Origin of the sequence: Pseudomonas sp. URMO17WK12:I6 (assembly GCF_003253625.1) — a bacterium.
Taxonomy (GTDB): domain Bacteria; phylum Pseudomonadota; class Gammaproteobacteria; order Pseudomonadales; family Pseudomonadaceae; genus Aquipseudomonas.
Window position 1 is genome coordinate 1 of the sequence record NZ_QKYZ01000018.1, and the last position, 24,757, is coordinate 24,757.

Annotated in this window: 27 protein-coding genes; 17 read left to right on the forward strand and 10 right to left on the reverse strand. The window is 60.3% G+C overall.

From position 1 onward, the window contains the following. Positions 1–428: 428 nt before the first annotated feature. The 4 genes from rhtA to F475_RS25095 all read left to right on the forward strand — a co-directional run bounded on the left by rhtA (position 429) and on the right by F475_RS25095 (position 3,240). Positions 429–1,316, forward strand: coding sequence for a threonine/homoserine exporter RhtA (gene rhtA, locus F475_RS25080; RefSeq protein ID WP_111454968.1), 888 nt, complete (start codon positions 429–431; stop codon positions 1,314–1,316). Between the two features lie 170 nt (positions 1,317–1,486). Further along, positions 1,487–1,768: a hypothetical protein gene (locus F475_RS25085; protein ID WP_018929955.1), complete on the forward strand. Its 282-nt coding sequence runs from the start codon at positions 1,487–1,489 to the stop codon at positions 1,766–1,768. Positions 1,769–1,867: 99 nt separating this feature from the next. Next, positions 1,868–2,608, forward strand: coding sequence for an SDR family oxidoreductase (locus F475_RS25090; protein WP_018929956.1), 741 nt, complete (start codon positions 1,868–1,870; stop codon positions 2,606–2,608). A gap of 35 nt (positions 2,609–2,643) precedes the next feature. After that, positions 2,644–3,240 (forward strand): 2-hydroxychromene-2-carboxylate isomerase, encoded by a 597-nt coding sequence (locus tag F475_RS25095; RefSeq protein WP_111454969.1) that lies wholly within the window; start codon positions 2,644–2,646, stop codon positions 3,238–3,240. Positions 3,241–3,286: 46 nt separating this feature from the next. On the opposite strand, the gene F475_RS25100 is transcribed toward F475_RS25095, so the two are convergent. The 4 genes from F475_RS25100 to F475_RS25115 all read right to left on the reverse strand — a co-directional run bounded on the left by F475_RS25100 (position 3,287) and on the right by F475_RS25115 (position 7,506). Continuing rightward, positions 3,287–5,095, reverse strand: a complete 1,809-nt coding sequence (locus tag F475_RS25100) for an aminopeptidase P family protein (protein ID WP_111454971.1) — start codon at positions 5,093–5,095, stop codon at positions 3,287–3,289. Positions 5,096–5,151: 56 nt separating this feature from the next. After that, on the reverse strand, positions 5,152–6,318 hold the full coding sequence (locus tag F475_RS25105) for a cysteine desulfurase family protein (RefSeq protein WP_111454973.1): 1,167 nt from the start codon (positions 6,316–6,318) through the stop codon (positions 5,152–5,154). Positions 6,319–6,523: 205 nt separating this feature from the next. Beyond that, positions 6,524–7,135 carry a LysE family translocator gene (locus tag F475_RS25110; protein ID WP_111454974.1) on the reverse strand — a complete coding sequence of 204 codons (612 nt, stop codon included), beginning with the start codon at positions 7,133–7,135 and terminating at the stop codon, positions 6,524–6,526. 101 nt (positions 7,136–7,236) lie between these two features. Then, entirely contained in the window at positions 7,237–7,506 is a 270-nt protein-coding gene (locus tag F475_RS25115) for a hypothetical protein (protein ID WP_018929961.1), read from the reverse strand. Positions 7,507–7,817: 311 nt separating this feature from the next. On the opposite strand from F475_RS25115, the gene F475_RS25120 reads away from it, so the two are divergent. The 9 genes from F475_RS25120 (at position 7,818) to F475_RS25160 (ending at position 14,696) form a co-directional block, all read left to right on the forward strand. Next, positions 7,818–8,276, forward strand: coding sequence for a VOC family protein (locus F475_RS25120; protein WP_111454976.1), 459 nt, complete (start codon positions 7,818–7,820; stop codon positions 8,274–8,276). Between the two features lie 261 nt (positions 8,277–8,537). After that, positions 8,538–9,749 (forward strand): PepSY domain-containing protein, encoded by a 1,212-nt coding sequence (locus F475_RS25125; protein WP_111454977.1) that lies wholly within the window; start codon positions 8,538–8,540, stop codon positions 9,747–9,749. Further along, positions 9,746–10,288 (forward strand): hypothetical protein, encoded by a 543-nt coding sequence (locus F475_RS25130; RefSeq protein ID WP_018929964.1) that lies wholly within the window; start codon positions 9,746–9,748, stop codon positions 10,286–10,288. The genes F475_RS25125 and F475_RS25130 overlap by 4 nt, the downstream gene beginning before the upstream one ends. Continuing rightward, positions 10,285–10,605 carry a hypothetical protein gene (locus F475_RS25135; protein WP_111454979.1) on the forward strand — a complete coding sequence of 107 codons (321 nt, stop codon included), beginning with the start codon at positions 10,285–10,287 and terminating at the stop codon, positions 10,603–10,605. Before F475_RS25130 ends, F475_RS25135 begins: the two co-directional genes overlap by 4 nt. A gap of 2 nt (positions 10,606–10,607) precedes the next feature. Beyond that, positions 10,608–11,180 carry a DUF6162 family protein gene (locus F475_RS25140; RefSeq protein WP_111454981.1) on the forward strand — a complete coding sequence of 191 codons (573 nt, stop codon included), beginning with the start codon at positions 10,608–10,610 and terminating at the stop codon, positions 11,178–11,180. Between the two features lie 35 nt (positions 11,181–11,215). Next, positions 11,216–12,142 carry a metal ABC transporter substrate-binding protein gene (locus F475_RS25145; protein WP_019582483.1) on the forward strand — a complete coding sequence of 309 codons (927 nt, stop codon included), beginning with the start codon at positions 11,216–11,218 and terminating at the stop codon, positions 12,140–12,142. Continuing rightward, the gene (locus F475_RS25150; RefSeq protein ID WP_111454983.1) at positions 12,139–12,882 is read left to right on the forward strand and encodes a metal ABC transporter ATP-binding protein; all 744 of its coding nucleotides are present in this window, start codon (positions 12,139–12,141) and stop codon (positions 12,880–12,882) included. Before F475_RS25145 ends, F475_RS25150 begins: the two co-directional genes overlap by 4 nt. Beyond that, a complete protein-coding gene (locus F475_RS25155) occupies positions 12,882–13,781 on the forward strand; it encodes a metal ABC transporter permease (protein ID WP_018929969.1) in 900 nt (299 codons plus the stop codon). Before F475_RS25150 ends, F475_RS25155 begins: the two co-directional genes overlap by 1 nt. Continuing rightward, positions 13,782–14,696 (forward strand): metal ABC transporter solute-binding protein, Zn/Mn family, encoded by a 915-nt coding sequence (locus tag F475_RS25160; protein ID WP_111454984.1) that lies wholly within the window; start codon positions 13,782–13,784, stop codon positions 14,694–14,696. It begins immediately after the preceding gene. A 104-nt stretch (positions 14,697–14,800) separates the two neighbouring features. Here the strand turns inward: F475_RS25160 and F475_RS25165 are convergent, their stop codons facing one another. The 5 genes from F475_RS25165 to F475_RS25185 all read right to left on the reverse strand — a co-directional run bounded on the left by F475_RS25165 (position 14,801) and on the right by F475_RS25185 (position 19,273). Continuing rightward, the gene (locus tag F475_RS25165; RefSeq protein WP_007934245.1) at positions 14,801–15,028 is read right to left on the reverse strand and encodes an MbtH family protein; all 228 of its coding nucleotides are present in this window, start codon (positions 15,026–15,028) and stop codon (positions 14,801–14,803) included. An 81-nt stretch (positions 15,029–15,109) separates the two neighbouring features. Continuing rightward, positions 15,110–16,522 (reverse strand): aspartate aminotransferase family protein, encoded by a 1,413-nt coding sequence (locus tag F475_RS25170; RefSeq protein WP_111454986.1) that lies wholly within the window; start codon positions 16,520–16,522, stop codon positions 15,110–15,112. A gap of 134 nt (positions 16,523–16,656) precedes the next feature. Then, positions 16,657–17,142, reverse strand: coding sequence for a GNAT family N-acetyltransferase (locus F475_RS25175; RefSeq protein WP_111454988.1), 486 nt, complete (start codon positions 17,140–17,142; stop codon positions 16,657–16,659). 128 nt (positions 17,143–17,270) lie between these two features. After that, positions 17,271–18,596 carry an ATP-binding protein gene (locus tag F475_RS25180; RefSeq protein ID WP_026286707.1) on the reverse strand — a complete coding sequence of 442 codons (1,326 nt, stop codon included), beginning with the start codon at positions 18,594–18,596 and terminating at the stop codon, positions 17,271–17,273. Next, the gene (locus tag F475_RS25185; protein ID WP_018929974.1) at positions 18,593–19,273 is read right to left on the reverse strand and encodes a response regulator; all 681 of its coding nucleotides are present in this window, start codon (positions 19,271–19,273) and stop codon (positions 18,593–18,595) included. The genes F475_RS25180 and F475_RS25185 overlap by 4 nt, the downstream gene beginning before the upstream one ends. A 326-nt stretch (positions 19,274–19,599) precedes the next feature. On the opposite strand from F475_RS25185, the gene F475_RS25190 reads away from it, so the two are divergent. From F475_RS25190 to dsbG, 4 genes are all read left to right on the forward strand, one after another. Then, on the forward strand, positions 19,600–20,373 hold the full coding sequence (locus F475_RS25190; RefSeq protein ID WP_111454990.1) for a hypothetical protein: 774 nt from the start codon (positions 19,600–19,602) through the stop codon (positions 20,371–20,373). A 106-nt stretch (positions 20,374–20,479) separates the two neighbouring features. Beyond that, positions 20,480–22,213 (forward strand): protein-disulfide reductase DsbD, encoded by a 1,734-nt coding sequence (dsbD, locus tag F475_RS25195; protein ID WP_111454992.1) that lies wholly within the window; start codon positions 20,480–20,482, stop codon positions 22,211–22,213. After that, on the forward strand, positions 22,213–23,079 hold the full coding sequence (locus tag F475_RS25200; protein WP_111454993.1) for a TlpA disulfide reductase family protein: 867 nt from the start codon (positions 22,213–22,215) through the stop codon (positions 23,077–23,079). The genes dsbD and F475_RS25200 overlap by 1 nt, the downstream gene beginning before the upstream one ends. After that, the gene (dsbG, locus tag F475_RS25205; RefSeq protein WP_018929978.1) at positions 23,055–23,822 is read left to right on the forward strand and encodes a thiol:disulfide interchange protein DsbG; all 768 of its coding nucleotides are present in this window, start codon (positions 23,055–23,057) and stop codon (positions 23,820–23,822) included. Before F475_RS25200 ends, dsbG begins: the two co-directional genes overlap by 25 nt. A 67-nt stretch (positions 23,823–23,889) precedes the next feature. On the opposite strand, the gene F475_RS25210 is transcribed toward dsbG, so the two are convergent. After that, on the reverse strand, positions 23,890–24,714 hold the full coding sequence (locus tag F475_RS25210; RefSeq protein WP_111454994.1) for an alpha/beta fold hydrolase: 825 nt from the start codon (positions 24,712–24,714) through the stop codon (positions 23,890–23,892). Between the last annotated feature and the right edge of the window lie 43 nt (positions 24,715–24,757).

Consider the following 24,757-nt stretch of genomic DNA (forward strand, 5'->3'; position numbering starts at 1 on the left):
TTTTCAAAGTTTCCTTTGCAACTTCAACCACTTGCGCTTCCGATCTCTCGTTAGCGGGAGGCGAATTCTACAGCGTTAGTCGCTGCTGTCAACACCTCTTTTTCTCCGCTTTCGACCGAGAAGATCGAACCGTCAATAAGGCGACAACATCATGCCCTACCAACTCCTTCTGGCTTCGATGAACTGAAGCGTAACCGCTGTCGAAAACTGCGTAACTCGTTGTTTACCAAGGAGTTTTCCGTTTCGACTGCGCCGGAAGTGGGGCGAATTATAGACGTCCAGAGTCTGCCGTCAACCCCTGATTACGCTTTTCTATCAGGATGTTCAAAATCCCTGCTTATATATAGACGCAACCGCAACGAATGCGCAGTATATTGCCCAACACATTACACACTACTCTCGTTTCTCACCTCGGACGATGCCACGCAATGAATGACCACCCCCGCAGCCTTGCCTCGACCCTGTTCTCGGTAGGCCTGCTCTTGATAGCCATGGCATCGATCCAGTCCGGAGCCTCCCTGGCCAAAAGCATGTTCCCGGTTATCGGCGCTCAAGGGACCACCACCCTGCGGCTGATCTTCGCCAGCGTGATCATGCTGCTGCTATTGCGCCCATGGCGAGCGAAGCTCACCGCAAAATCCCTGCGCACGGTAATTGTCTATGGGATGGCGCTGGGCGGCATGAACTTCCTCTTCTATATGTCCTTGAACACTGTCCCTCTGGGTATCGCGGTAGCTCTGGAGTTCACCGGCCCATTAGCGGTCGCTATTTATGCCTCACGTCGGGCGATCGACTTTCTGTGGATCGCTCTGGCAGCAGTGGGTTTACTGCTGTTGATTCCAACTGGCGCCACGAGTGCAGGTATTGATCTGGTTGGCGCAGGTTATGCCCTTGGCGCCGGTGTCTGCTGGGCGTTGTACATTCTGTTCGGCCAGAAGGCCGGTGCCGACAATGGCGTGCAGACCGCCGCATTGGGCGTGATGATTGCTGCACTGTTCGTAGCCCCCATCGGTATCGTCCATGCTGGTGCTGCGCTGCTGACACCCTCGCTGATTCCCGTGGCCATCGGGGTCGCGATTCTGTCCACTGCCCTGCCCTACACCCTGGAGATGGTCGCCCTCACACGGCTGCCGGCCCGGACCTTCGGCACATTGATGAGTATCGAGCCCGTGTTCGGTGCACTGTCCGGCCTGTTGTTCCTCCATGAATACCTTTCCCTGTCTCAGTGGATGGCAATCCTGTGCATCATTCTGGCGTCCGTCGGCGCAACCATGACCATGGGGAGCACCGCCAAGCCCGCAGTAGCGGCGGATTGATACGAGATTTGACGAGGGTCTAGTATTTACCGCTCATTTAGGCCATGTTTAGGCCACGTAACTCAGTGTCAGACATGGATTTTTTCAGATAGGGATATCAGAACGCTTCAAGCAAAAGCGAATGCAGGCAGACCCGGGCACAAAGATCCGGGGCCTCAATAAGGACAGCAATGAAACGAATTTTGATACTGATCGCCGTGCTTGCAGTTGCGGGCTGCGCGGCGACCTCGAAAACCCAGATCAAACACGGCAAGAAAGGGCTGCATATCAACTGTTCCGGGCTGTCGTCCTCCTGGGACCAGTGCTACACCAGCGCTGCCAACTCGTGCGCGCCCAAGGGTTACAAGGTGATTGCCAAGTCTGGGGATGCGGTCGAAGAGCCCGGAGATTATCCGTTTGGCCTTAACCCGGCCGGCTATACCAGCCGCAGCATGATCGTCATCTGCAAGTAATCCTCCAACCCTATTGGGCTTGCGTAGCCCGATAGGCGCCTCGCCCGGGATGCTGCTAACGTTCGTCAGTCACTGACCGTTCAGCAAAGGGCGACATCCATGACCACCGCTATCAATAGCAAGAAAATCGTATTGGTCGTCGGCGCAGGCGATGCCACCGGCGGCGCCATCGCCAAGCGTTTTGCCCGGGAAGGCTACGTCGCCTGCGTCACACGTCGCAGCGCTGACAAACTTCAGCCACTGGTAGATGCCATCACGATCAGCGGCGGCGAGGCTCATGGTTTTGCCTGCGATGCGCGCAAAGAAGAGGACGTGATTGCGCTCGTCGAGCAGATCGAAACCGCGATCGGCCCCATCGAAGCGTTCGTCTTCAATATCGGCGCCAATGTGCCCTGCAGTATTCTCGAAGAAACCGCCCGCAAGTATTTCAAGATCTGGGAAATGGCCTGTTTCTCAGGGTTTCTCAATGCTCGCGAAGTGGCCAAACGCATGGTCACCCGCCAACGGGGCACGATCCTGTTCACCGGGGCCACCGCCGGTTTGCGCGGTGCCGCAGGTTTTGCTGCCTTCGCCGGCGCCAAGCACGGGATTCGCGCCCTGGCCCAAAGCATGGCCCGCGAACTGGGGCCGATGAACATCCACGTCGCCCATGTGGTGGTCGATGGTGCCATCGACACCGACTTTATCCGCGACAGATTTCCGGAAAAATACGCGACCAAGGATCAGGACGGCATCCTCAATCCCGAGCACATCGCCGAAAACTATTGGTACTTACACAGCCAGCCACGGGACGCCTGGACGTTCGAGCTGGATCTGCGCCCCTGGAGCGAACGCTGGTAAGCCTTCCCCTACGACAAAAAGAAGAGCACATCGACATGAGTAAAACCGTGGAGTTCTTTTTCGACCTCGGCAGCCCCGCCACCTACCTGGCCTACACCCAACTGCCGAAAATCTGCGCGCAGACCGATAGTCAGCTGATCTACAAACCGATGCTGCTGGGCGGCGTCTTCAAAGCCACCGGCAACGCCTCCCCGGTGACCATTCCGGCCAAGGGTCGCTACATGTTTCAGGACCTGGACCGCTATGCCAAGCGTTACGGTGTACCACTGAAGTTCAACCCGCACTTTCCCATCAATACCCTGATGTTGATGCGCGCGGTCACGGGTATGCAATTACGTCATCCCGAACGCTTTCAGGCGTTTATCGATTGCCTGTTTCACGCCCTGTGGGTGGAAGGGTGCAGCCTCGATGATCCCGCGACCGTTGCCGCCGTGCTGACGCAAAACGGTTTCGACCCGAACGAGGTGCTGTCGCTAGCCGCAGATGAGAACGTCAAAGCCGCCCTCAAGAAAAACACCGAGGAAGCAGTACAACGCGGTGTATTCGGCGCACCGAGCATGTTTGTCGGGAATCAGCTGTTCTTTGGCCAGGATCGGCTGGACTTCGTCCTTGAAGCCCTGCGGGCACAATAGCCAGGCATGAGCCAGGCGCTGTTTCCAGCGCCTGAACTCAAGCCGATCAAATAGCCGCGGTCCGGGTGTTCAACCACTCAAGGGCCGCGCCATCGAGCAACGGGCTCAGGCGCTCGCGCACTTCGGCATGGTAGCCGTTGAACCACTGCTTTTCGTCTTCGGTCAGCAGCGACGGTTCCAGGCAACGGGTGTCGATCGGGCACAGGGTCAGGGTTTCGAACTTCAGGAATTCACCGAACTCGCTCTTGCCCGCCTCGCGGTTCAACACCAGGTTCTCGATCCGCACGCCCCAGCGGCCCGGACGGTAGGTGCCCGGTTCGATGGAAGTGATCATCCCTGGCTGCATTGCAGTTTGCGGCGCGGCTGCCGCCTGATAGGCGATCACTTGCGGGCCTTCGTGAACGTTGAGGAAGTAGCCGACGCCGTGACCGGTGCCATGACCGTAGTCGACACTTTCGGCCCAGATCGGTGCGCGGGCAATGGCGTCCAGCAACGGCGACAGAATGCCCCGCGGGAACTGCGCGCGGGAGAGTGCAATCACGCCTTTGAGTACGCGGGTGCAATCGCGCTTCTGCTCGTCAGTCGGCGTCCCCACCGGCACCATCCGCGTAATGTCGGTAGTGCCGCCCAAGTATTGGCCGCCGGAGTCGATCAGCAACAGGCCGTCACCCTCGATGACCGCGTGCTCTTCTTCGGTGGCGTGGTAATGCGGCATCGCACCGTTGGCGTTAAACGCAGCAATGGTGTTGAAGCTCAGTGACACATAATCCGGACGCCGGGTGCGGGCCGCGGTCAGGTGTTCGTCGATGGTCAGTTCGGTGATGCGCTCACGCCCCCATGCCGCCTCCAGCCAGGCGAAGAATTCGCACAGCGCCGCGCCATCCTGCTCCATGGCCCGACGGATGTGCTCGGCATCGGCCAGGCTTTTTTGTGACTTGGCCAGGGTGGTCGGGTTCAAGCCTTCGACCAGTTTCACATCACTGTTCAAGTTATCCAGCAGACCTGCCGTGACCCGCGCCGGATCGACTTGCAGGCTCGCGCCGCTTGGTATGGCGCGCAAGGCGGCGACCACTTCGCTGTAATCGCGCAGGGTCACGCCGTCCTGTTCAAGGATGGCACGCAGCTCGGCGCTGACTTTACTCAGGGCGACGAACAAGGTGGCCTGTTGCTGGCTAATGAGCGCGAAGGACACAAACACCGGGTTGAACGACACATCGCCGCCGCGCAAGTTGAACAGCCAGGCGATGTCATCGAGGGTGGCGATGAAATGCCAGTCGGCACCGCGCTCTTTCAACACGTCACGCAGCTGGGCGAGTTTTTCGCCACGGCTGACGGTCGCCTGAGGCGGTAAGTGCTGATAAATCGGCTCGTTCGGCAAGCTCGGGCGATCACTCCAGACTTCGCTCAGCAAATCGATGTCAGTGCGCAGACGTGCGCCGCGTTCTTGGAGTTTGCTGCTCAGGGTACGCGCCGACGCCACGGCCATCACCGCGCCATCGACTGCAACGACACCGCCTTCAGGCGTTTGCTCGGCCAGCCAATCAAGCGGGCCGGGTTGACCCGGTTGCAGCTTGACCAGCTCGATACCGCTGCCCTTGAGTTCCTTGCTCGCTTGTTCCCAATAGCGGCTGTCGGCCCAGACGCCGGCGAAATCCGGTGTGACGATCAGCGTGCCGACCGAGCCATGGAAACCCGACAGCCACTGCCGCCCCTGCCAATAGCCCGGCAGGTATTCCGACAGGTGCGGGTCGGCCGACGGCACCAACAGAGCATGAATGCCCTCCCGGCTCATCAGCTCGCGGGTTTGCGCCAGGCGCCGGGGTACCAATCCATTGATCGAAGGCTGCGTACTCATCGTGTCTCCTGCTAACCACTTCATCATTATTGTTGGGTGCCGATCAGAGTCGGCGCTTAAGGACCTGTCGCCCAGAATGCCGGAGCACTGGCGGTGGCCGTTTTGATCAGGTGCGCAGCCTGGTCGATATCTTGCTCGGTGGTGAAACGCCCCAGGCTCAGGCGAATGGTGCGACTGGCCGAGCGCGCGTCATGCCCCAGCGCCAGCAGCACATGAGATGGCGCATTACTGGCGGAGTTGCAGGCCGACGTCGCGGAAAACGCGATCGAAGTGCTCAACGCCGCGGAGTTGAACTCACCTTCGTTGAAGGTCAGGCTCAGGGTATGGGGAATGCGTTGGGTCGGACTGCCATTGACGCGAATACCGGAAATGCTCAGCAGCTGATCGAGCAAGCGTTCACGCAGGCGCACGATGGTGGCTTTTTCTTCATCGAACAAAGCGGCCGCCAGTGCGAAAGCGGCGCCCATGGCTGCGATCTGGTGCGTCGCCAGAGTACCGGAACGCAACCCGCCCTCATGGCCGCCACCGTGGATCTGCGCCTGCAGGCGCTGTTGCGCACGAGGCCCGACGTACAGCGCACCGATGCCTTTGGGGCCGTAGACCTTATGCGCCGAGAACGACATCAGATCCACCGGCCACCGGGCCAGGTCGATCGCTACTTTGCCCGCGCCCTGAGCCGCGTCAACGTGGAACAACGCATCGCGATCACGCACCACCTGGCCGATGGCCGGGATGTCGTTGACGGTGCCCAGTTCGTTATTGACCAGCATCAGCGACACCAAAAAGGTGTCTTCGCGCATCGCCTCGCTGACTGCTTGCGGAGTTATCAGGCCTTCGGCATCGGGCACCAGATACGTCACGGCTACGCCGGCATCCTGCAATTGTTTGGCGGTGTCGAGAATTGCCTTGTGTTCAATCTGGCTGGTGATGATATGGCCGCCGGACACACCGCGGGCCTGGGTAACGCCCTTGAGTGCCAGGTTGTTGGATTCGGTGGCTCCGGAGGTCCAGACGATCTGCTCGGCCTGGGCGCCCACCAGTTCGGCGACCTGGCGCCGTGCGTGCTCGACCGATTGCCGGGCCTGTTGACCGAAGGCGTGGGAGCTGGACGCTGGATTGCCGAAGTTACCCGTGAAACCCAGACACTCGACCATCACCTTGATGACCCGCTCATCCACCGGCGTGGTGGCGGCGTAGTCGAAATACAACGGACGTTTATTCATAGAAGACTCGCAGAGCGTGTTCCGGGATCAGGAAGCTCGTCACTGGAAATATCAAAGCGCCGCCTTATGAGCGGCGCCGAATTTGCAGAACGATAGCAATACCCGATCGGAGGCCATTAAAGAAGAACAACTTCATTTAAAAGTGCGTAGGAACGCTCCTGAAGTCGAGCTTAACAGGCATCGGGCAACCGGTTGAAGCAATGCGTCAGCTAAAACTTTCAAGCAACAACGGATACATGGAAGCCACCAGCAACAAGGCCATGCCCCAGTTGAACAGGCGTAGCCAGCGGCGATCGCGCAGCACATTGCGCAACAGCGTGCCACAACCGGCCCACACACCGACGCTCGGCAGGTTGATCAGAGCGAAGACCGCGGCAATCACAATCACATTGGTGAAATAGCCCTGCATCGGCGTGTAGGTGCTGATGGCACCGATGGCCATGATCCAGGCCTTGGGGTTGACCCATTGAAACGCCGCCGCGCCCAAATAATTGATCGGCTTGCCCTCGCCCTGCTCACCCTCGGCGACCGGCCCGGAATGCGCAATCTTCCAGGCCAGGTACAGCAAATACGCCGCGCCGACATAACGCAGCACGGTGTAAAGCAGTGGATAGGTTTGAAACACGGTGCCCAGGCCGAAACCAACGGCCACCACCAACACGAAGAAGCCGCAGGTAATGCCCAGCATGTGAGGGATGGTGCGGCTAAAGCCGAAATTCACGCCCGATGCCAGCAACATGGTGTTGTTCGGGCCGGGGGTGATCGAGGTGACAAGGGCGAACAGGGCAAAGCCCAGCAGCAGGTCGAGCGAGAGCATGGGGGGCAGTCCATCAGAGTCAGTCAGGTGTTGACCCTATCGCACGCCTTGAGGGAAACCCATGGACAGTTGCGTGAAAGTTAGAGCAGTACAGTTGTCGCTCAGCTTTGGCGACCGTGCATCTGTACTGTGCGCTCGGCGTTCATCTCGCCTTGCTTGTCAAAACTGATCGATTTGGTCGGCTGGCCGAGCAATTCGGCTTTCTTCGCGTGGTACTCCTCGAAGGACAAGCCCCGACGGTTCAAGGCTTCCAGCGCCAGTTCCCGGGTTTCTTCAGCGGTGTAGGGGCGTAGTTCCGGTGAAACATGACTGGCACATCCGGCGAGGACGGAAACGGCGAGCAACAGAAAAGTGGTGAGTAGAGTTTTCATTTCGAAAGTCCGGATAGCTGGGTTCGGGGCAATGAACACAGGCTACCGACGCGCCCCGACGGGCAGAAATCAATGCTCTCGATAGTGGGTATCGGGAATTGGTGAACTGGCAGTGAACAAGCGTCGCGCCACAGAGAACCTGTCGATCCAGGTTCTTACCGCTGATGCACCAAAATTGCAGTGCGGCGCGTTGTCGTGACTGCGGCTACTCGTCGGGCACTCAGTTGTGGCGAAGGGGTTGACCTATAGTTATCCGACCGGAAAACGGCGAAGGAACACCTTAACTCCACAACAATAAAGGGAGAACCGTCATGAGCGTCAAACCTATTCCAGAGGGTTATCACAGCATCACCCCTTATCTGGGCATTCAGAAAGCTGCCGAAGCCATCGACTTCTACAAGAAAGCCTTTGGCGCCACCGAAGTCATGCGCCTGGCCATGCCCGACGGCGGCATCGGGCACGCCGAACTGCGTATCGGCGATAGCCCGATCATGCTGGGCACACCCTGTGACCAGGGGCCTTTGAGCAACCCGGACAAATCGCCGTCCGTGGGCCTGCATTTGTATGTGAACGATGTGGACAAGTCCTATAAACAGGCCATCGATGCCGGTGCCACGGCGGTGTCCGAGGTCAAGGATCAGTTTTATGGCGACCGCACGGGGACCTTGAAGGATCCCTATGGGCATGTGTGGTTTCTGGCCACGCGCAAGGAGGATCTGACGCAGGAACAGATCGAACAGCGGGCGAAGGAGATGTTCAAGCAGGGTTGATAGCTTCGGTATGTGATCAGCCCCCATCGCGAGCAGGCTCGCGATGGGGGCATCACATTCAACATCAATATTGGCTGTTCCCACACAGCGCAGAAACACGAAACATTTACTTTCATATCCCCTTTCGGGATTTCCGATGCTCATACGTCTTATTTAGATGCAGCCGGTCGCGTAGGCAAAAGCCACGACCGGGCCTTTCATGGACCTCAACGCTGGGAAGCCCGCAGCAGAAGTCCTCTCATCGAAACAAGACCTTTAATCATGTCGAAGAAATCCCGCTCAAAACTCTGGTTTCTGGTCCATAGCTGGCTGGCCCTGCCCATCTGGTTCTTTGTATTGATCGTCTGTGTGACCGGCACATTGGCGGTGGTCAGTCAGGAAATCGTCTGGCTGGCCAACCCGCAAATGCGCGCCAGCCCGCCTTCGGACGACGCGCCGCTGCTCAGCTATGACCAGATCATCGCCGCCATCAAAAAGGCCGACCCCCAAACGCTGGTCGAAAGTATCAACCGTCCCGACGAGTCGCATTTTGCCCTGGATGTGAAGGTCAGCTACCCGGACGGACGCTCGGTGACGGTCTATGTGAACCCCTACAGCGGGGCGATTCAGGGCACCGCTCCACCCTTCAACTTCCAGGCCTTCACTCGCGCGCTGCATGGCTGGTGGCTGGTGCCATTCACCAACGGCTACAGCTGGGGCTGGTATCTGGTGTCGTTCCTCGGCTTGCCGATGCTGGCTTCACTGGTGACGGGGCTCGTGGTCTACAAACGGTTCTGGAAAGGCTTCTTGCGACCGACCCTGCGCATTCGTCATGGCGCGCGGATTTTCTGGGGCGACTTTCACCGGCTCAGCGGCATCTGGTCGATCTGGTTCATTGCGGTGATTTCCGTCACCAGCACCTGGTTCATGATTGAAGCGATCCTGTCCGATAACCATATTTCGATTTCCACCGCGCCGGTCGCCCCCGTCGTCCCGCGTGAGAGCGTGCCGCTCACCGTCGATGGCGCACCGGCGCCGATGATCAGCCTGGAAAGCGCGATCCGCGAGGCCAAGGAACGCATTCCTGGCCTGGAAGACAGCTCTGTCAGCCTCCCCGCCAATGCCTATAGCCATCTTTTGGTGAGCGGGCGCAGTTGGTACCCGTTGATCTACCAGAGCGCCGAGGTCAACCCTTACACCGGTGACATTTCCACCACGCGCCTGCTGTCGGATCGTTCGGGTCTGGAGCTGGTGACCGAATCCATGCGTCCGCTGCACACCGGCGACTTCGGCGGTATCTGGATCAAGCTGATCTGGTTCTTCTTCGGCCTGATCCTGAGCATGATGGTCCTCAGCGGCCTGTTGATCTGGACCAAACGCACCGCTCTGGCCACGGCCAATGCCCTCAAGCGCAACAACAAGCATCCACGGGCTGCGCTGACCGGCCAGCCGGCCCCGGCCATGTGCCGCGAAGCCCCGGAGGGCAGCCGATGAGCCAGGTCGCAGCAGAAAAACCGCGCTCGCCGCTAAGCCGCTTCTGGCACACATGGCGCTTCCACATCAATGTGCTGCTGTTGCTGGTGCCGCTGGGGTTCATGCCCAAATACTTCGCCGACGCAGCGCTGTTTCGCGGAGACACCGGCCTGGGTGAGCGTGAAGTCGGTGAAATTCAGGTCGGCCCCTGGAGCCTGCGCCTGGCTGAATTGCGCAACGCAGCCCCGGTATCCGATGGCCCGGCCGGCTACTTGAAGTCCTTCAATGCTGCGCTCTGCGACAGTTGTCGCGATCAGGTCAAGGCGACTTACCTGCGCATTGGCAAACCGCGCAGCCTGCGCGCCGCCGGGGTGATTTTCTTCGGCACGCCCTACCACATGGGCGCCGCGCTGCCGGTACCCGAAAAGACCAAAAACGATGCTGAGCTGTGGATCACCATGGAAGGCTGGGACGGCGCCATGCATCAAGCCTCCATCCCCCTGAGCCAGGCGTCCCCGGCCACCGTCGCATGGCTGAACAGACAAGGAGGCAAACCATGACCAGCGTTTTTCGCCCCGTTTTACTGGTGCTCTGCACCGTCTTCAGCACCAGCGCCCTGGCCCACAACCCGATGTGCGAGTGCAAGGCCATCGACGCCGAACAGATCCGTTGCACCGGTGGTTTCTCCGACGGCAGCGGCGCGCCGGGCGTGACTCTGGATGTGATCGGCTACGATGAAACCATTCTGGTGCCAGGCAAGCTCGGCACCGATTCGACCCTGACGTTCAAGAAGCCCGGCGCTGAATTCTACGTGCTGTTCGACGCCGGTCCCGGCCACGTGGTCGAGATCGACCAAGCCGACATCGAGGCGCCCTGAGCATGAGCACGCCAACCACCCAAGTGGTGCGCCCGGCCGGAGCCGGCCATGAAACCCTCTATGTGTTGCTGTTGTGCCTGATGATCCTGGCGGTGGCCGGCTCGGTAGTCGCCTGGCGCGGCGAGTCCCGGGAAGTGAGCAGCGTCGGCAGCCATCAACTGGATGCCCGCCGCGACCTGAGCGCATCCGAGCAAGGTATTTACGCAGACCTGCGGGTCACGCTGGATGAAATCCACCTGTTGCGCGAGGAACAACAAGCACTGCCCACACCCGCCACCCTCGCCGATGAAGGTTTCGCGCCGTTTGCCCAAGACGCCAGTTCTGTCAGCCGAGGCGGTCATGCCTGGCAACTGCTGGACGCCAAGGCGTATTTCGGCCAGAGCCAGGCACCCACCGTGGCCGGCTCATTCCTGATGCGTTTGACTGCTGACGACGATGCGCCAGACGTCTGGCTCAACCGCTCCAAAGCCCTCGCGCCCCCGGCTGATCTGACTGACGCCGCGCTGGAAAGCGCTGGCTGGCAGCAGATCGTCGCGCAATTCGATGCCGGGGTCACCCGCCAGCATCGGCACTGAACCCTCGCCCTCACCCGAGAGAAGACCGCTTTCCCATGCCTAGTTCATCTCAACGTCGTTTTTTGCGCCTGCTGCTGGTCGGCCTGCTTGCCTGTTTGCTGACGCCTCTGGCCAGTGCCGACGAAGCCAAGCGCCTGCGAATCGGCATCACCCTGCACCCTTATTACAGCTACGTGGCCAATATCGTCGGCGACAAGGCCGAAGTGGTGCCGTTGATTCCGGCCGGTTTCAACCCGCACGCCTATGAGCCCCGCGCCGAGGACATCAAACGCATCAGCGGGCTCGACGTGATCGTGCTCAACGGTGTGGGCCATGACGACTTCGCCGACCGCATGATCGCCGCCAGCGAAACCCCGAATATCAAAGTGATCGAAGCCAACGAAAACGTGCCGCTGCTGGCCGCCACCGGTGTCGCCGCTCGCGGTGCCGGTAAAGTGGTCAACCCGCACACGTTCTTGTCGATCAGCGCTTCGATTGCCCAGGTCAACAACATTGCCCGCGAGTTGGGCAAGCTCGACCCGGCCAACGCTAAAACCTACACCCAGAATGCCCGCGCCTACGGTAAGCGCCTGCGGCAGATGCGCGCCGATGCCCTGGCCAAACTGACCCAGGCGCCGAACGCCGAGCTGCGCGTGGCCACGGTCCATGCCGCCTACGACTATCTGCTGCGCGAGTTCGGCCTGGAAGTCACTGCCGTGGTCGAGCCGGCCCACGGCATCGAACCCAGCCCCAGCCAACTGAAAAAGACCATCGATCAACTGCGGGAGCTGGACGTGAAAGTGATCTTCTCGGAGATGGATTTCCCCTCCACCTACGTCGAGACCATCCAGCGTGAGTCCGGGGTGAAGCTGTATCCGCTGTCGCACATTTCCTATGGCGAATACACCGCCGACAAGTACGAAAAGGAAATGACCGGCAACCTCAACACCGTGGTTCGGGCGATTCAGGAGTCTGGCGCATGACCGCTCAAGAAACCCTGACCGTACAAAGCGCCGGCCCGACCCTCGACTTCGCCGAAGTCAGCCTGACGCTGGGGCGCACGACCATCCTCGACAACGTAACTTTTCAGGTCCGGCCCGGCAGCGTGCATGCCCTGGTCGGCCCCAACGGTGGCGGCAAGAGTTCGCTGATCAAGACTCTGCTCGGGCAGATGCAGCATCGGGGTCGCTTGAGCCTGCAATGGCCCGACGAACCGGGGACTATCGGCTACGTGCCGCAAGCGCTGGAGTTTGATCGCGGTTTGCCGATGACCGTCGACGACTTCATGGCGGCCATGTGTCAGCGACGTCCGGCGTTCCTCGGTTTGAGCAAGCATTACGCAACGGCCATTGGCGAGGCGCTGGAACGGGTCGGCATGCAGGACAAACGCAAACGGCGCATGGGCGCGCTGTCCGGCGGCGAGCGCCAGCGGGTTTTGCTGGCCCAAGGGCTGATTCCGACGCCACAGTTGCTGGTGCTCGATGAACCGATGTCGGCGCTCGATGAGGCCGGTATCCAAGTGTTCGAACGGCTGCTGGGCGATTGGCGCCAGAGCGGCATCACCGTGCTGTGGATCGAGCATGATCTGGAAGCGGTCGGGCGTCTGGCGGACCGGGTCACCGGGCTCAATCGCCGGGTGTTGTTCGATGCCACGCCGAAACAGGCGCTGACCCCGGAGCGACTGCTGACCCTGTTCTCGACCCATCCCCGGAGCGCTGCCTGATGAGTTATGAAGCCTTTCGTTTGATGGTCCAGGGTTGGGCCTCGTCGGGTTACCTGCCGGAAGCGCTGGCCTATGGATTTGTGGTCAACGCCCTGCTCGCTGGATTGCTGATCGGCCCGGTGCTGGGCGGTTTGGGCACGCTGGTGGTGGTCAAGCGCTTCGCGTTTTTTTCCGAAGCGGTGGGTCACGCGGCGTTGACTGGCGTGGCCATCGGCATTCTGCTCGGTGAACCTTACACCGGGCCTTATGGCAGCCTGTTCGGTTACTGCCTGCTGTTCGGGATTTTGCTGAACTACCTGCGCAACCGCACAGGTCTGGCGCCGGATACATTGATCGGCGTGTTTCTGTCGGTGTCGTTGGCACTGGGCGCAAGCCTGCTGTTGATCCTGGCGGGCAAGATCAATGTGCACATACTGGAAAACGTGCTGTTCGGCTCGGTACTGACGGTCAACGGCAACGACCTGCTGGTGTTGGCCATCGTCGGCTCGCTGGTCATGGCACTGGCCCTACCGCTGTACAACCGCATCATGCTTGCCAGTTTCAACCCGCAACTGGCGGCGGTACGCGGTGTGGCGGTGAAAACCCTGGACTACCTGTTCGTGATCCTGGTGACGCTGATCACGGTGGCAGCGGTGAAAGTCATCGGCGCGATTCTGGTCGGCGCCCTGCTGGTGATTCCAGCGGCGGCCGCGCGGTTGCTCAGCCAGTCGTTGAAGGGTTTTTTCTGGTGTTCGGTGCTGATTGCCACGGTGAGCACCTTGTGCGGAATTCTCGCGCCGATTGTCTTTGACCTGCCCATCCCGTCCGGTGCCGCGATCATTCTGGTGGCCGGTATCGCCTTCGCCCTGGCCGCGATCGCTCGCGGCATCCTCCCCAGCCTGAAAGGGAACCTCGGATAAATGTGTTTTTCTCTGCGTCAACTGACCCTGGCATTGACCTTCACATTGCCCCTGTGCGGTCTGGCCAATACTGGCTTTGCGGCGGACAGCGCCAAACCGCTGCACGTGCTGGCGTCCTTGCCGATCACCTATGGTCTGGGCGAAGTGTTGCTCAAAGGCACCGAAATCAAACTGGAACGGGCCGCTCCAGAGAATCTGCCCGGCAGCCGACAGACCGCCTATTTCACCGGTCGTGGCGCTCCGGCGCTGGCCAAGCTGGCGACCGACGCCGATGCCGTGATTGGTCTGCGTTCCCTGTGGGCGGATGATCCGCTGTACCCGATATCCCGGCGCAGCAATATTCGTATCGTCGAAGTCGACGCCGCCCGCCCGGTGGATGGCGCCCTTCCCGGCATCGCCGTGCAGCCCGGCAGCAAGGTCGACGGGTTGAACAGCCAGCCGTGGCTTTCCAGCAACAACATGGGGCGCATGGCAGACGTGATGGCGGCGGACCTGGTGCGCCTGGCGCCGGCGGCCAAACCGACCATCGAGGCCAATCTGGCAGCGCTCAAGCAGCGCTTGCTCAAGCTCAGTGCCGACAGCGAAGCGCGGCTGGCCAGTGCCGATAACCTGAGCGTGATGAGCCTGAGCGATCATTTCGGCTACCTGATCGGCGGCCTCAACCTGGAGCTGATCGGCCTCGATGCACGGCCGGATGCCGAGTGGACGCCTGAAGCGCTCAAGCAGTTGAGTGCGACGCTCAAGGACCATGACGTGGCGGTGGTGTTGCATCATCGACAGCCGTCGGAGGCGGTGAAAGCGGCGATCTCGCAGGCAGGCAGTCGGTTGGTGGTGTTGAGTGTCGATGCGGCAGATCCGGTGGCCGAGCTGGAAGGGAATGTGGATCAAGTGATCAAGGGGTTGAGCGGGGCATAACGTCAGTTAAACCCGCGATGGCAGCCGCGCAGACAACAGAGATTTCAAACGTGAAAAACCCGCTGACCGTCACCGGTTCAGCGGGTTTCTTTTTGCGCGGCGACTCAGTGAGCCACGGCCGCCTGCTCTTCCATTTTCTGGCGCAGGCTCAGTGGACGCATGTCAGTCCAGACCTCTTCGATGTAGGCCAGGCATTCCTTTTTCAGGCCGCTCTTGCCCACGGTGCGCCAGCCTTGTGGCACGGCTTTGTAGTCGGGCCAGATCGAGTATTGCTCTTCGTGGTTGACCACGACCTGAAAGAGGATGTCCTCGCGGTCGAATACTGACGTCATGCTGTCTCTCCATCGCTATAGGGTGGGCTGCACACCGCGCGCAGCCGTTATGTAGAAGGAACGTTAAAGGCGCTGAAAAATTTAGAGGCTGGCGACGGCTGCGGCCATGGCCCTGCCGAAAATGTCGGCCACCCGATCGATTTCGGCAGCGGTGATCACCAACGGCGGCAGGAAACGCACGACACCGCCATGACGCCCGCCCAGCTCGAGGATTAACCCACGCTTGAGACATTCGCGCTGCACCAACGACGCCAGACGACCGAATACCGGTGGATGGCCTTGAGCGTCCGGCGCACCAGCCGGGTCGACCAATTCGACACCCAGCATCAAGCCACGTCCGCGAATGTCGCCCAGCTGCGGGAAGTCCCGCTGCAGGATGTGCAGGTGTTCGCTCAAGCGCTCGCCCATGGTGGCGGCGTGCTCGCAAACCTTGTGCTCGGTCAGGTAGCGCATCACCGCAGAGCCTGCGGCCATGGCCATCTGATTACCGCGGAAGGTTCCGGCATGGGCGCCCGGCAGCCAGGTGTCGAGCCATTCGCGATAGACCACCACCGCCAGCGGCAGGCTGCCGCCGATGGCCTTGGACATCACCACCACGTCCGGAATGATTCCGGCGTGCTCGAAGGCGAACATCTTGCCGGTGCGGGCAAAGCCGCTCTGAATCTCATCGACGATCAGCGCCACGCCGGCCTGCTCGGTGATGCGCCGCAAACCGCGCAGCCAGTCGAGATCGGCCGGAATCACCCCGCCCTCGCCCTGCACCACTTCGACGATCACCGCAGCCGGCAGTTGCACGCCAGCCTCTGGATCGTTCAGCAGGTTCTCCAGGTAATTCAGGTTGACCTGCACTCCCTGCACACCACCGAGACCGAACGGGCAACGGTAATCGTAGGGATACGGCATGAACTGCACGCCATTGCCGAGCAAGGCACCCAACGGCTTTTTCGGTCCCAGACTGCCCATCAGGCTCAGTGCACCCTGACTCATGCCGTGGTAACCGCCCTGGAACGACAAGACGGTACTGCGCCCGGTGGCGGTACGCACCAGCTTCAGCGCGGCTTCCACGGCATCGGTGCCGGTGGGGCCACAGAACTGAATCTTCGCTTCAGCGGCCAATGCCGGCGGCAGCAGGCCGAACAGGTCCTGGACAAACCGGTCCTTGACCGGCGTGGTCAGGTCGAGGGTGTGCAGCGGCAGTTCATCGCTCAGCACTTGCTGGATCGCTTCGATCACCACCGGATGGTTGTGCCCCAGGGCCAGGGTTCCGGCACCGGCCAGGCAATCGATGAAACAACGGCCTTCGACGTCTTCGACATAAATGCCCTTGGCACGCTTGAGTGCCAGGGGTATGCGTCGCGGGTAGCTGCGGGCGTTCGATTCCTGTTGGCTCTGACGGGCCAGCAGCGGCGATTCGTTGAACTGATAAAGCGTCTCGGCAGGCGTCGGGGCAATCCGGGCCGGCTGATCTTCGATAAGGCTGGTAGCGACTGACATCTCTCGACCCCTGTTGATAGTGACCAAAACTGCACACCGGGCAGGTGCGCATTCCGTTCACGGGGCGCACTTGCAGGTTTTCCTGTTCTGGAAACGCATCAAGGGCTCGAGGATTTAGACCCTCGATCAGCTTTCTATGAAGGTGGTGGCAGCGCCTTGTGCATGGGAATGGCGTGGAGCCCCGCCACCGTGAAAGCTTCAGCGCAAGCCCGGTAACCCAGGCGGTGGTAAAACGCTTCGCCGGTGCGCGTGCTGTTGAGACGTGCCAGGGGCAAACCCTGAGCAATCAACCACGTCTCCAGATCATGCACCAACGCTTGTCCGGCGCCGCGTCGAAACCATTCCGGTTGCACGTAACAAAACGCAACCTTGCCGCTGATCGCTGCCATGGCGACGCCGACCGGTTTGTCTTGCAACAGGTCGATGTTCAGGTACAACCGCGGGTCGTTCAGCCAGGGCTGCACGTGTTCGATGGTTTTGTTGTGGGTCCAGGTGGCGACGGTTCGCGGGTCGTTACGGTGGTCGAGCGCGCAGCCGACGCGAATGGAGCGCTCGACGATTCGGCTGATGATGCCGGCGTCGGCAGACGTTGCCTTGCAGATGTGTATCGATGCAGTCATGGCGCTGTTACCTCAATCCATTGAGTCAAAGCTGCCGGGGACGATAACGCCGTGGGGGCCGGGAGGCCAACGGAGAGACGTTACATTTGGTGTGCGACAACATAGACACCCTGTGGGAGCGGTGTCTGTTAGACAGGTTGCAACGGCATCGTCAATTCAACCCGCAGGCCATCCGGCCGGCTGTCGAAATGCAGGGTACAGCCGCAGCGCTGGACGATGGCCTGGACAATCGCCAGACCGAGGCCGCAACCGGTGCTCTGGCCATTGCGCCAGAAGCGTTGGGTCAGGTGTTGCAAGTCGTCTTCGGCAATTCCCGGACCGTGGTCGCGCACCAGAAAGTGCACGCGATTGCCATTGGTTTCCAGGCTCAGCTCCACCGCCCTATCGCCCGGCGTGTGGCGCAGGGCGTTGTCGAGCAAGTTGCGTAATGCAGCAATCGACAGCACTGCGGGCATTTGCAGCGGCGCATCGGAGAATCTGGCCGGCACCTGAAACTTGATCCGCTGACGATCGCCGCTGGCGGCATCCTGAATCGCCAGTTTCGCCACCTGCTCAGCGCTGCACTGCACGCCATCATCGAACGACAAGCTGCCCTCGACACGCGCCAGCAGTAGCAATTGTTCAAGGGTACGGTGCAGGCGGTCGGCGCCCTCTTCGGCCCGGGCCAGGGACTGATCCCGTGCGGCACCGTCGGTCATGCGCGCCACTTGCAGGTGGGTTTTGATCGCAGTCAGCGGGCTACGCAATTCGTGCGCCGCATCACCGGTCAGGCGCCGTTCACGCTCGATGGTCTTGCCGATGCGCTGGAACAACTGATTCTGGGTTTCCAGCAGCGGTTGCAATTCGCTGGGCAACGGCTGGATCTGCAATGGCTCCAGAGAATCGGCGCTACGCCGCATCAACGCATCGCGCATACGATTGAGCGGTGCCAGCCCCTGACCGATGCCGAGCCACAACAGGCACAGGCAGCCAAGCAGCGCCACGCCGACCGGCACCGAAGCCGCCAGCAGAATGGACATGTTCAGCGCTTCACGCTCGATCTGCCGGTCGGCGGTGGTAATGCGCACATCGCCCCGCGCCAAGGTGAAACTGCGCCATGGCGCGCCGTCGATAATCTGATCGTGGAAACCCATTTTCTCGGCTTCCAGCGCTTGCTCGGGGTTGCTGTGGCTGCGGGCCAGAATCTCGCCGCGCAACGAGCTGACCTGACAGGCCATGCCGCCGGGGATATTCAGTTGTTCAGCGCTGAAATGGGTGCCCTCGCCCTTGCTCGGCAATGCCGGCAGTTGCTCCAGTAACCCGGCGACCATCCGCGCCGAGGCAACCAGCCGCTGGTCGAGGGAAAACATCATCTGGTTGCGCAGATCGCTGAGCATCCAGGCGGCGGCCAGGGCCCAGATCAGCGCAAATGCGGCGCCGAGGGTCAGGCTCAGACGCAAACGCAGGCTCATCACTTCGATTCTTCTCCGCCATCGGCCGGCCCCAGGCGATAGCCCAGGCCACGCACCGTCTCGACAATGCCATTGCCGAGTTTACGCCGCAGGTGATGGATATGGACGTTAAGGGCGTTGCTTTCCAGCTCATCGTTGAAACCGTAGACGCTGTCTTTCAGTTGCTCGGTTGAGAGTACGCGACCACGGTTGTGCAGCAAGGCTTGCAACAGCGATTGCTCGCGACGGGAAAGGTCCACCGGCTGACCGCCCAGCATGGTTTCGCGGCTGCTCGGATCGTAGGTCAAACGACCGTGCTCGATCAGGTTGACGCTGCGCCCCGCCACTCGTCGCAGCAAGGTGTGCAGGCGCGCTGCCAGTTCGCGCAGGTCAAAAGGCTTGAGCAAGTAATCGTCGGCCCCGGCCTGCAAACCGTCGACGCGATCGGTGACCGAATCCCGCGCCGTGAGAATCAACACCGGAATCTCCAGGCCACTGTGACGTAACTGCTGCAACAGCTTCAGGCCATCCTCATCGGGAAGGCCAAGGTCGAGCACCATGACATCGAACTCAGCCACCTTGAGCATCGCCCGGGCAGCCGACGCGGTGGCGACGTGCTCGACGGTCAGGCCTTGCGCGGTCAGGCCGGCAACAATACCGCTGGCGATCAGCTCATCGTCTTCGCAAACCAGTACATGCATGGGAGCCCCCAGGACAAAAAAGCGAGTGAAGCAGCTGAGGATTAAGCCGCAATTATGGCAAGGCCCGCCGCTGACGAGAAGCAGCGCCTCCCTCGCAGGCGTCGCGATCGCAAATCGACGAAATTGAAAGTGAAGTTTGCTGTTAATGCATGGCCGGACGCCTGCGCACATGTCGTTTCAAACCGAAACATATTCCATCCTGAAAACATGACCACAGCCTAAAACATCACGCTACCCTAGCACGGCTCCACTCCAGGCCAATTATTACCTGGAAGAAAGTCATTTAAGACCCGAACCATACTTAATTATCTGAAAGGAATCAGATCATGCCGACACTTAAAAACATCGTGACCGTCGATTGGCGTTCAGGAAAAGACAAGATCTACTTCATCTTCAAAGACACCGATACTTATTCCCGCTTTGATATTCCCGATAACAAGGTCTCTGATGGATACCCCTGGCCGATTAAAGGAAACTGGGGGACGTTGGAAAACCACATGAAAAACCTACGGTTTGGATTTACGACCACGGGCATAACGCTTGATCGTCCCATGGACTCTTCTGACCTCGATATCCTTTGGCTTTTCTATTACGAGCGCACTACGCCGATGGTCTGCGCCTACAATCAGGATACCGATGCGGCAATGCAGACCCGCAAGGTTGAAGACACTAAATGGAAGCTGCTGTTGCCTCACTTTGATCGAATCGTTGCAGGGACATGGTGGCAAGTAAGTCGCCCCTCACTCTTTCGATTCATCATGAATGACGGGAACTCCCTCTATCTGGATTTGGACGAGGATCCCAACCGGGACCGCGGCTATATCGGTGGCAAACTTGACGACGACCTCCCTCCTCCTGTTGTGACCCCGGTCCAGTCACTGAGGACAGAGCCCATTACAGAAGCTACCTGGCCCGGTCTTGCTCCCTATAAAGACCGGATCATTACAGCGGTGCAAAACGATCGGACTTTCGCCGACAGTTATTACTATATCTTTCTGACTGACAATCAGTTTCTGACTTACAACATTCCGGAAAATCGCCTGGTTTCCGGTCCGCTTGCGGTCGACAGTCAATCCTGGCCAGGCCTGTTGCGCAACTGAAGACTGCCTTCTGACGGGGCAAGCGGGCGGTACCGGCGGCGGTTAATCATCGGTTAATCGCCGCCACCCATTGTGCAGTCAACTTGCACAGGGATAAGGCTTACCCATGCGTCGACTGTTTCTATTTTTTGTTCTCTTGATCTCGGGTGTGGCCCAGGCAGGGATAAATCCGTTCGACACCAAACCTGAATTCTTGCCAGTGGAAAAGGCCTTTGCCTTTACCTCCGAACGCCTCGAATCAGGTGAAACACAGCTCTATTGGCAGATTACCGACGGTTATTACCTTTATCAGAAACGCCTGAATTTCGAGGGTTTGTCTGCGCAACAGCACCCGGTATTACCTGACGGCGAAGCACACAGCGATGAGTTCTTCGGCGAACAAGAGGTTTATCGCCAAGGCCTGGAGCTGAAGATTCCGGCGGGAGCCACCGGTCAGATCAAGGTGGGTTTCCAGGGGTGTGCCGATGCGGGTTTGTGTTATCCGCCGCAAACCCAGATCGTGGACCTGGGCGGCAAGGCTACTGCATCTGCGGCCAGCGAAGCGCCGGACCAAGCCTTGGCCAGCGGCCTGCAACAACGTGCGCTGGGCTGGAGCTTGTTGGTGTTCTTTGGTCTGGGCCTGTTGCTGGCCTTCACCCCTTGCTCGTTGCCGATGCTGCCGATTCTGGCGGGGTTGATCGTTGGCAGTGGTGCCACGCCCAAACGCGGTTTTGCCCTCGCCGGCAGTTATGTGATCAGCATGGCGCTGGTGTATGCGGCGATGGGTGTTCTGGCGGCGTCGCTTGGCGCGAACCTTCAAGCGCTGTTGCAGAATCCATGGCTGTTGGGCAGCTTTGCGGCGGTGTTCGTGCTGCTGGCCTTGCCGATGTTCGGTTTTTTTGAACTGCAATTGCCGGTGGCCGTGCGGGATCGGCTGGAACATGTTTCACGCAGCCAGCGCGGTGGCAACCTGATGGGCGCCGGTGTGCTGGGGGCCTTGTCCGGTCTGTTGGTGGGACCGTGCATGACTGCCCCATTGGCCGGCGCCCTGCTCTATATCGCCCAGAGCGGCAATGCGCTGCACGGCGGGTTGATTCTGTTCGCCCTGGGCATCGGCATCGGTGTGCCGCTGTTGCTGCTGGTGACCGTCGGCAATCGCTTCCTGCCTAAACCTGGCGCCTGGATGAACCTGCTCAAGGGTGTGTTCGGTTTCCTGTTTCTCGCCACGGCTTTGCTGATGCTGCGCCCGGTGCTGGATGAATCGCTGTGGCTCGGTATGTGTGGCGGTTTGCTGCTGATCGCCGCCTACAGCGCCTGGCAGCAGTCCCAGGGGTTTGGCCGCGTTGCCCACCTGTTCGGCGCCAGTTCGCTGCTCTTGGGTTTATGGGGCAGCCTGCTGGTGGTCGGTGCGGCGGGCGGCAGTGACGATCCGTATCAGCCGTTGCAGGTGTACAGCGCCGGTCGTACCGGCGCTGTCTCGCCAAGCGCTCACGATGCATTCACTACGATCAAGGAGCCCGCGTCCCTGCAACGCGAGCTCGACGCTGCCAAGGCCCAGGGCCAATGGGTGCTGCTGGACTATTACGCCGACTGGTGTGTGTCGTGCAAAGTCATGGAAAAACAGGTCTTCGGCAAACCCCAGGTACTGGATGCGCTGAGCGATGTGCGCTTGCTACGGCTGGACGTCACCGCCGACAATGCCGCCAGCCGCGAACTGCTCGGCCGTTATAAAGTGCCGGGGCCGCCGAGCCTGTTGTGGATCGGCACCGACGGCGAAGAGCGTCGCAGCCAGCGCATCACCGGCGAGGTCGATGCCGGCACTTTCCTGCAACGCTGGACCACCACCCGAGACGCTCGTTAATGCTGACCTTTACCCTCGGCACCTTTGCCATCGCGCTTAACCATTTGCTGCTGATCAGTGCCCTGGCGCTGGCGACGTTTGTCGGCTGGCGGGTGGCCAAGCGTGGCGGCGAGAACCCGGAATCGGTGCTGTTCAGCCTGTTCCTGCTGGGCATGCTGGCGGCCCGGGTCGGCTTCGTGATTGCCTACTGGGCACAGTATCGCAACGATCCGTGGCAGATCATCGACCTGCGCGACGGTGGTTTTCTCGCCTGGCCGGGGGTGGTCGTGCTCTTGCTGGCGGCGTTGTACCGCGGCTGGCGTCAACCGGGCCTGCGTCGGCCATTGGGCTTTGGCGTGGCCAGCGGTCTGGTGTTCTGGCTGCTGGCGAGTTTCTCCCTGAGTATTTACGAACAAGGCACGCGCCTGCCGCAGATCACCCTGCGCAATGCCGCCGGCCAGACCATCCAACTCAGCGATTACCAGGGTGGCCCGTTGGTCATCAACCTCTGGGCCACCTGGTGCCCGCCGTGCCGCCGGGAAATGCCGGTGCTGGAGAACGCCCAGCAACAGCGCCCGGACCTGACCTTCCTGTTCGTCAACCAGAGCGAAAGCATGCAGAGCGTCGCCACTTTCCTCGAAACCCAGGGCCTGAGCCTGACCAACGTGCTGTTCGATGGCAGCGGTCGATTGAGCCATGCCGTGGGTTCCATGGCATTGCCGACTACGCTGTTCTATAGCCCCAACGGGTATCTGTTGGGCAGTCACCTGGGTGAGTTGTCGGAAGCCAGCCTGGCCCGCGCCCTGGAACACTTCGACACCCCGAACCCGGCCACCTCGGCCACGCCTTCAAGGAAATTGCCATGCTCCGCCTCCGCCACCTGCTGACACTGACCCTGGGTGCTGCCCTGCTGCACCTGCCGTCGGTACAGGCCGAAGAACTGCCTGAAGCGATCAAGAAGATCGAAGCCAAGGGCGCCAAAATCGTCGGTACCTTCGACGCGCCCGACGGCCTGCGCGGTTACGCGGCGCAGTACCAGAACCGCGGCATGACGCTGTACCTGACCCCGGACGGCAAACATGTGCTGCTCGGCAATCTGTACGACGCCGACGGCAATGACCTGAGCAGCGCACCGTTGCAGAAACTGGTCTACGCGCCGATGGCCAAGGAAGTCTGGGGCAAGATGGAAGCAAGCAGCTGGATCGGTGACGGCAATAAGGACGCACCACGGGTCGTCTACCTGTTCAGCGACCCGAACTGCCCGTACTGCAACATGTTCTGGGAACAGGCACGGCCGTGGGTCCAGGCCGGCAAGGTGCAGCTGCGGCACATCATGGTCGGTATCATTCGCGAAGACAGCCCCGGCAAATCCGCCGCGCTGCTGGCCGCCAAGGACCCGCAGAAAGCCCTGGAAGAACACGAGAAATCCGGCAAGGGCAGCTCGCTCAAGGCCTTGAAGGACGTACCACCGGCGGTTCAGGCGAAACTGGCGGCGAACATGAAGTTGATGGAAGACCTGGAACTGGCCGCCACCCCGGCGATTTTCTACATGGATGAAAAGGGCCAGTTGCAACAACAGCAAGGCGCGCCGTCGCCGGACAAGTTGCTGAAGATTCTCGGGCCCAAATAAAGATCAAAAAATCGCAGCCTTCGCCCTACGCGCCTGTGGGCAAAACCGAAGGCTGCGATCTTTTTAATCAAGCGCTACACGGATTTCTGTCGGCCAGAAACTTCAGCAGCGCCTCAGTGACAAACTCGGGGTTCTCCAGATTGGAGATATGCCCCGCCTCCGGCACCAGCACATACGGGCAATCGATCAACTCAGCCATTTCTCTGGTTTCCGACGGCGGCCGCGGTTTGTCCTGGTCGCCACACATCAACAGTGTGGTTTCAGGGTTCAGCTGAGCCAGGCGCGGCAACAAATCATCACGACTAAACGTGATCCGTCCCATCGGCACAATGCTTTCACGCAGCCGGTTGACTGGCAACGCAGCCAGTTTTGCGCGGAAATCCTGATACAGCGCCGACTGAGGATCGATGCCCGTCCGGAAGAAGATCGGCACAATAATGTCGAGCAGTTGCGGCGAGATCTCACCGCTGTCTTCGATCTGTTTGAACAGCGAGAAGTAATACTGACGAGTCGGTTCCGGTTCGACACCAACGTAGGTGTCCATCAGCACCAACCCGTTGAGCCGCTGCGGCGCTGACAGTGCCAGGCGAACGCCCCACATGCCACCGACCGAAAGACCGACCAGCGTGACGCGATCGATGTCCAGATGATCGAGCAATGCCAGTGCCTGACGCGCCACGTCATCCAGCGACGTCATGCCCTCGGGCATCCGCCCGGACTCGCCATGGCCCCAGAGGTCCAGGGCAATGACCCGATAGTACTGCGACAGCGCCGCAATCTGCGGTGCCCACATGGCTTGGTCCCACAGGTAGCTCCCGGCCAGCAATACCGCCGGGCCCGTGCCTTGATCTATGTAGTGAAGCGCTTGTCCATCAACCGTTACGAAGGGCATCGACTGTCTCCCTGGTGAAGATAGGATCCATTAAAAAACCACG

Excerpts from the sequence above, each read along its gene's own strand:
- F475_RS25160 (WP_111454984.1), top strand. The coding sequence starts at position 13,782 with ATGTGTTTTTCTCTGCGTCAACTGACCCTGGCATTGACCTTCACATTG.
- F475_RS25115 (WP_018929961.1), bottom strand. The coding sequence starts at position 7,506 with ATGAAAACTCTACTCACCACTTTTCTGTTGCTCGCCGTTTCCGTCCTC.
- F475_RS25175 (WP_111454988.1), bottom strand. The coding sequence starts at position 17,142 with ATGACTGCATCGATACACATCTGCAAGGCAACGTCTGCCGACGCCGGC.
- F475_RS25105 (WP_111454973.1), bottom strand. The coding sequence starts at position 6,318 with ATGAATAAACGTCCGTTGTATTTCGACTACGCCGCCACCACGCCGGTG.
- F475_RS25100 (WP_111454971.1), bottom strand. The coding sequence starts at position 5,095 with ATGAGTACGCAGCCTTCGATCAATGGATTGGTACCCCGGCGCCTGGCG.
- F475_RS25185 (WP_018929974.1), bottom strand. The coding sequence starts at position 19,273 with ATGCATGTACTGGTTTGCGAAGACGATGAGCTGATCGCCAGCGGTATT.
- F475_RS25170 (WP_111454986.1), bottom strand. The coding sequence starts at position 16,522 with ATGTCAGTCGCTACCAGCCTTATCGAAGATCAGCCGGCCCGGATTGCC.
- F475_RS25135 (WP_111454979.1), top strand. The coding sequence starts at position 10,285 with ATGACCAGCGTTTTTCGCCCCGTTTTACTGGTGCTCTGCACCGTCTTC.
- dsbG (WP_018929978.1), top strand. The coding sequence starts at position 23,055 with ATGCTCCGCCTCCGCCACCTGCTGACACTGACCCTGGGTGCTGCCCTG.
- F475_RS25130 (WP_018929964.1), top strand. The coding sequence starts at position 9,746 with ATGAGCCAGGTCGCAGCAGAAAAACCGCGCTCGCCGCTAAGCCGCTTC.
- F475_RS25150 (WP_111454983.1), top strand. The coding sequence starts at position 12,139 with ATGACCGCTCAAGAAACCCTGACCGTACAAAGCGCCGGCCCGACCCTC.
- F475_RS25190 (WP_111454990.1), top strand. The coding sequence starts at position 19,600 with ATGCCGACACTTAAAAACATCGTGACCGTCGATTGGCGTTCAGGAAAA.
- F475_RS25085 (WP_018929955.1), top strand. The coding sequence starts at position 1,487 with ATGAAACGAATTTTGATACTGATCGCCGTGCTTGCAGTTGCGGGCTGC.
- F475_RS25140 (WP_111454981.1), top strand. The coding sequence starts at position 10,608 with ATGAGCACGCCAACCACCCAAGTGGTGCGCCCGGCCGGAGCCGGCCAT.
- dsbD (WP_111454992.1), top strand. The coding sequence starts at position 20,480 with ATGCGTCGACTGTTTCTATTTTTTGTTCTCTTGATCTCGGGTGTGGCC.
- F475_RS25145 (WP_019582483.1), top strand. The coding sequence starts at position 11,216 with ATGCCTAGTTCATCTCAACGTCGTTTTTTGCGCCTGCTGCTGGTCGGC.
- F475_RS25155 (WP_018929969.1), top strand. The coding sequence starts at position 12,882 with ATGAGTTATGAAGCCTTTCGTTTGATGGTCCAGGGTTGGGCCTCGTCG.
- F475_RS25110 (WP_111454974.1), bottom strand. The coding sequence starts at position 7,135 with ATGCTCTCGCTCGACCTGCTGCTGGGCTTTGCCCTGTTCGCCCTTGTC.
- rhtA (WP_111454968.1), top strand. The coding sequence starts at position 429 with ATGAATGACCACCCCCGCAGCCTTGCCTCGACCCTGTTCTCGGTAGGC.
- F475_RS25200 (WP_111454993.1), top strand. The coding sequence starts at position 22,213 with ATGCTGACCTTTACCCTCGGCACCTTTGCCATCGCGCTTAACCATTTG.
- F475_RS25095 (WP_111454969.1), top strand. The coding sequence starts at position 2,644 with ATGAGTAAAACCGTGGAGTTCTTTTTCGACCTCGGCAGCCCCGCCACC.
- F475_RS25120 (WP_111454976.1), top strand. The coding sequence starts at position 7,818 with ATGAGCGTCAAACCTATTCCAGAGGGTTATCACAGCATCACCCCTTAT.
- F475_RS25165 (WP_007934245.1), bottom strand. The coding sequence starts at position 15,028 with ATGACGTCAGTATTCGACCGCGAGGACATCCTCTTTCAGGTCGTGGTC.
- F475_RS25090 (WP_018929956.1), top strand. The coding sequence starts at position 1,868 with ATGACCACCGCTATCAATAGCAAGAAAATCGTATTGGTCGTCGGCGCA.
- F475_RS25125 (WP_111454977.1), top strand. The coding sequence starts at position 8,538 with ATGTCGAAGAAATCCCGCTCAAAACTCTGGTTTCTGGTCCATAGCTGG.
- F475_RS25210 (WP_111454994.1), bottom strand. The coding sequence starts at position 24,714 with ATGCCCTTCGTAACGGTTGATGGACAAGCGCTTCACTACATAGATCAA.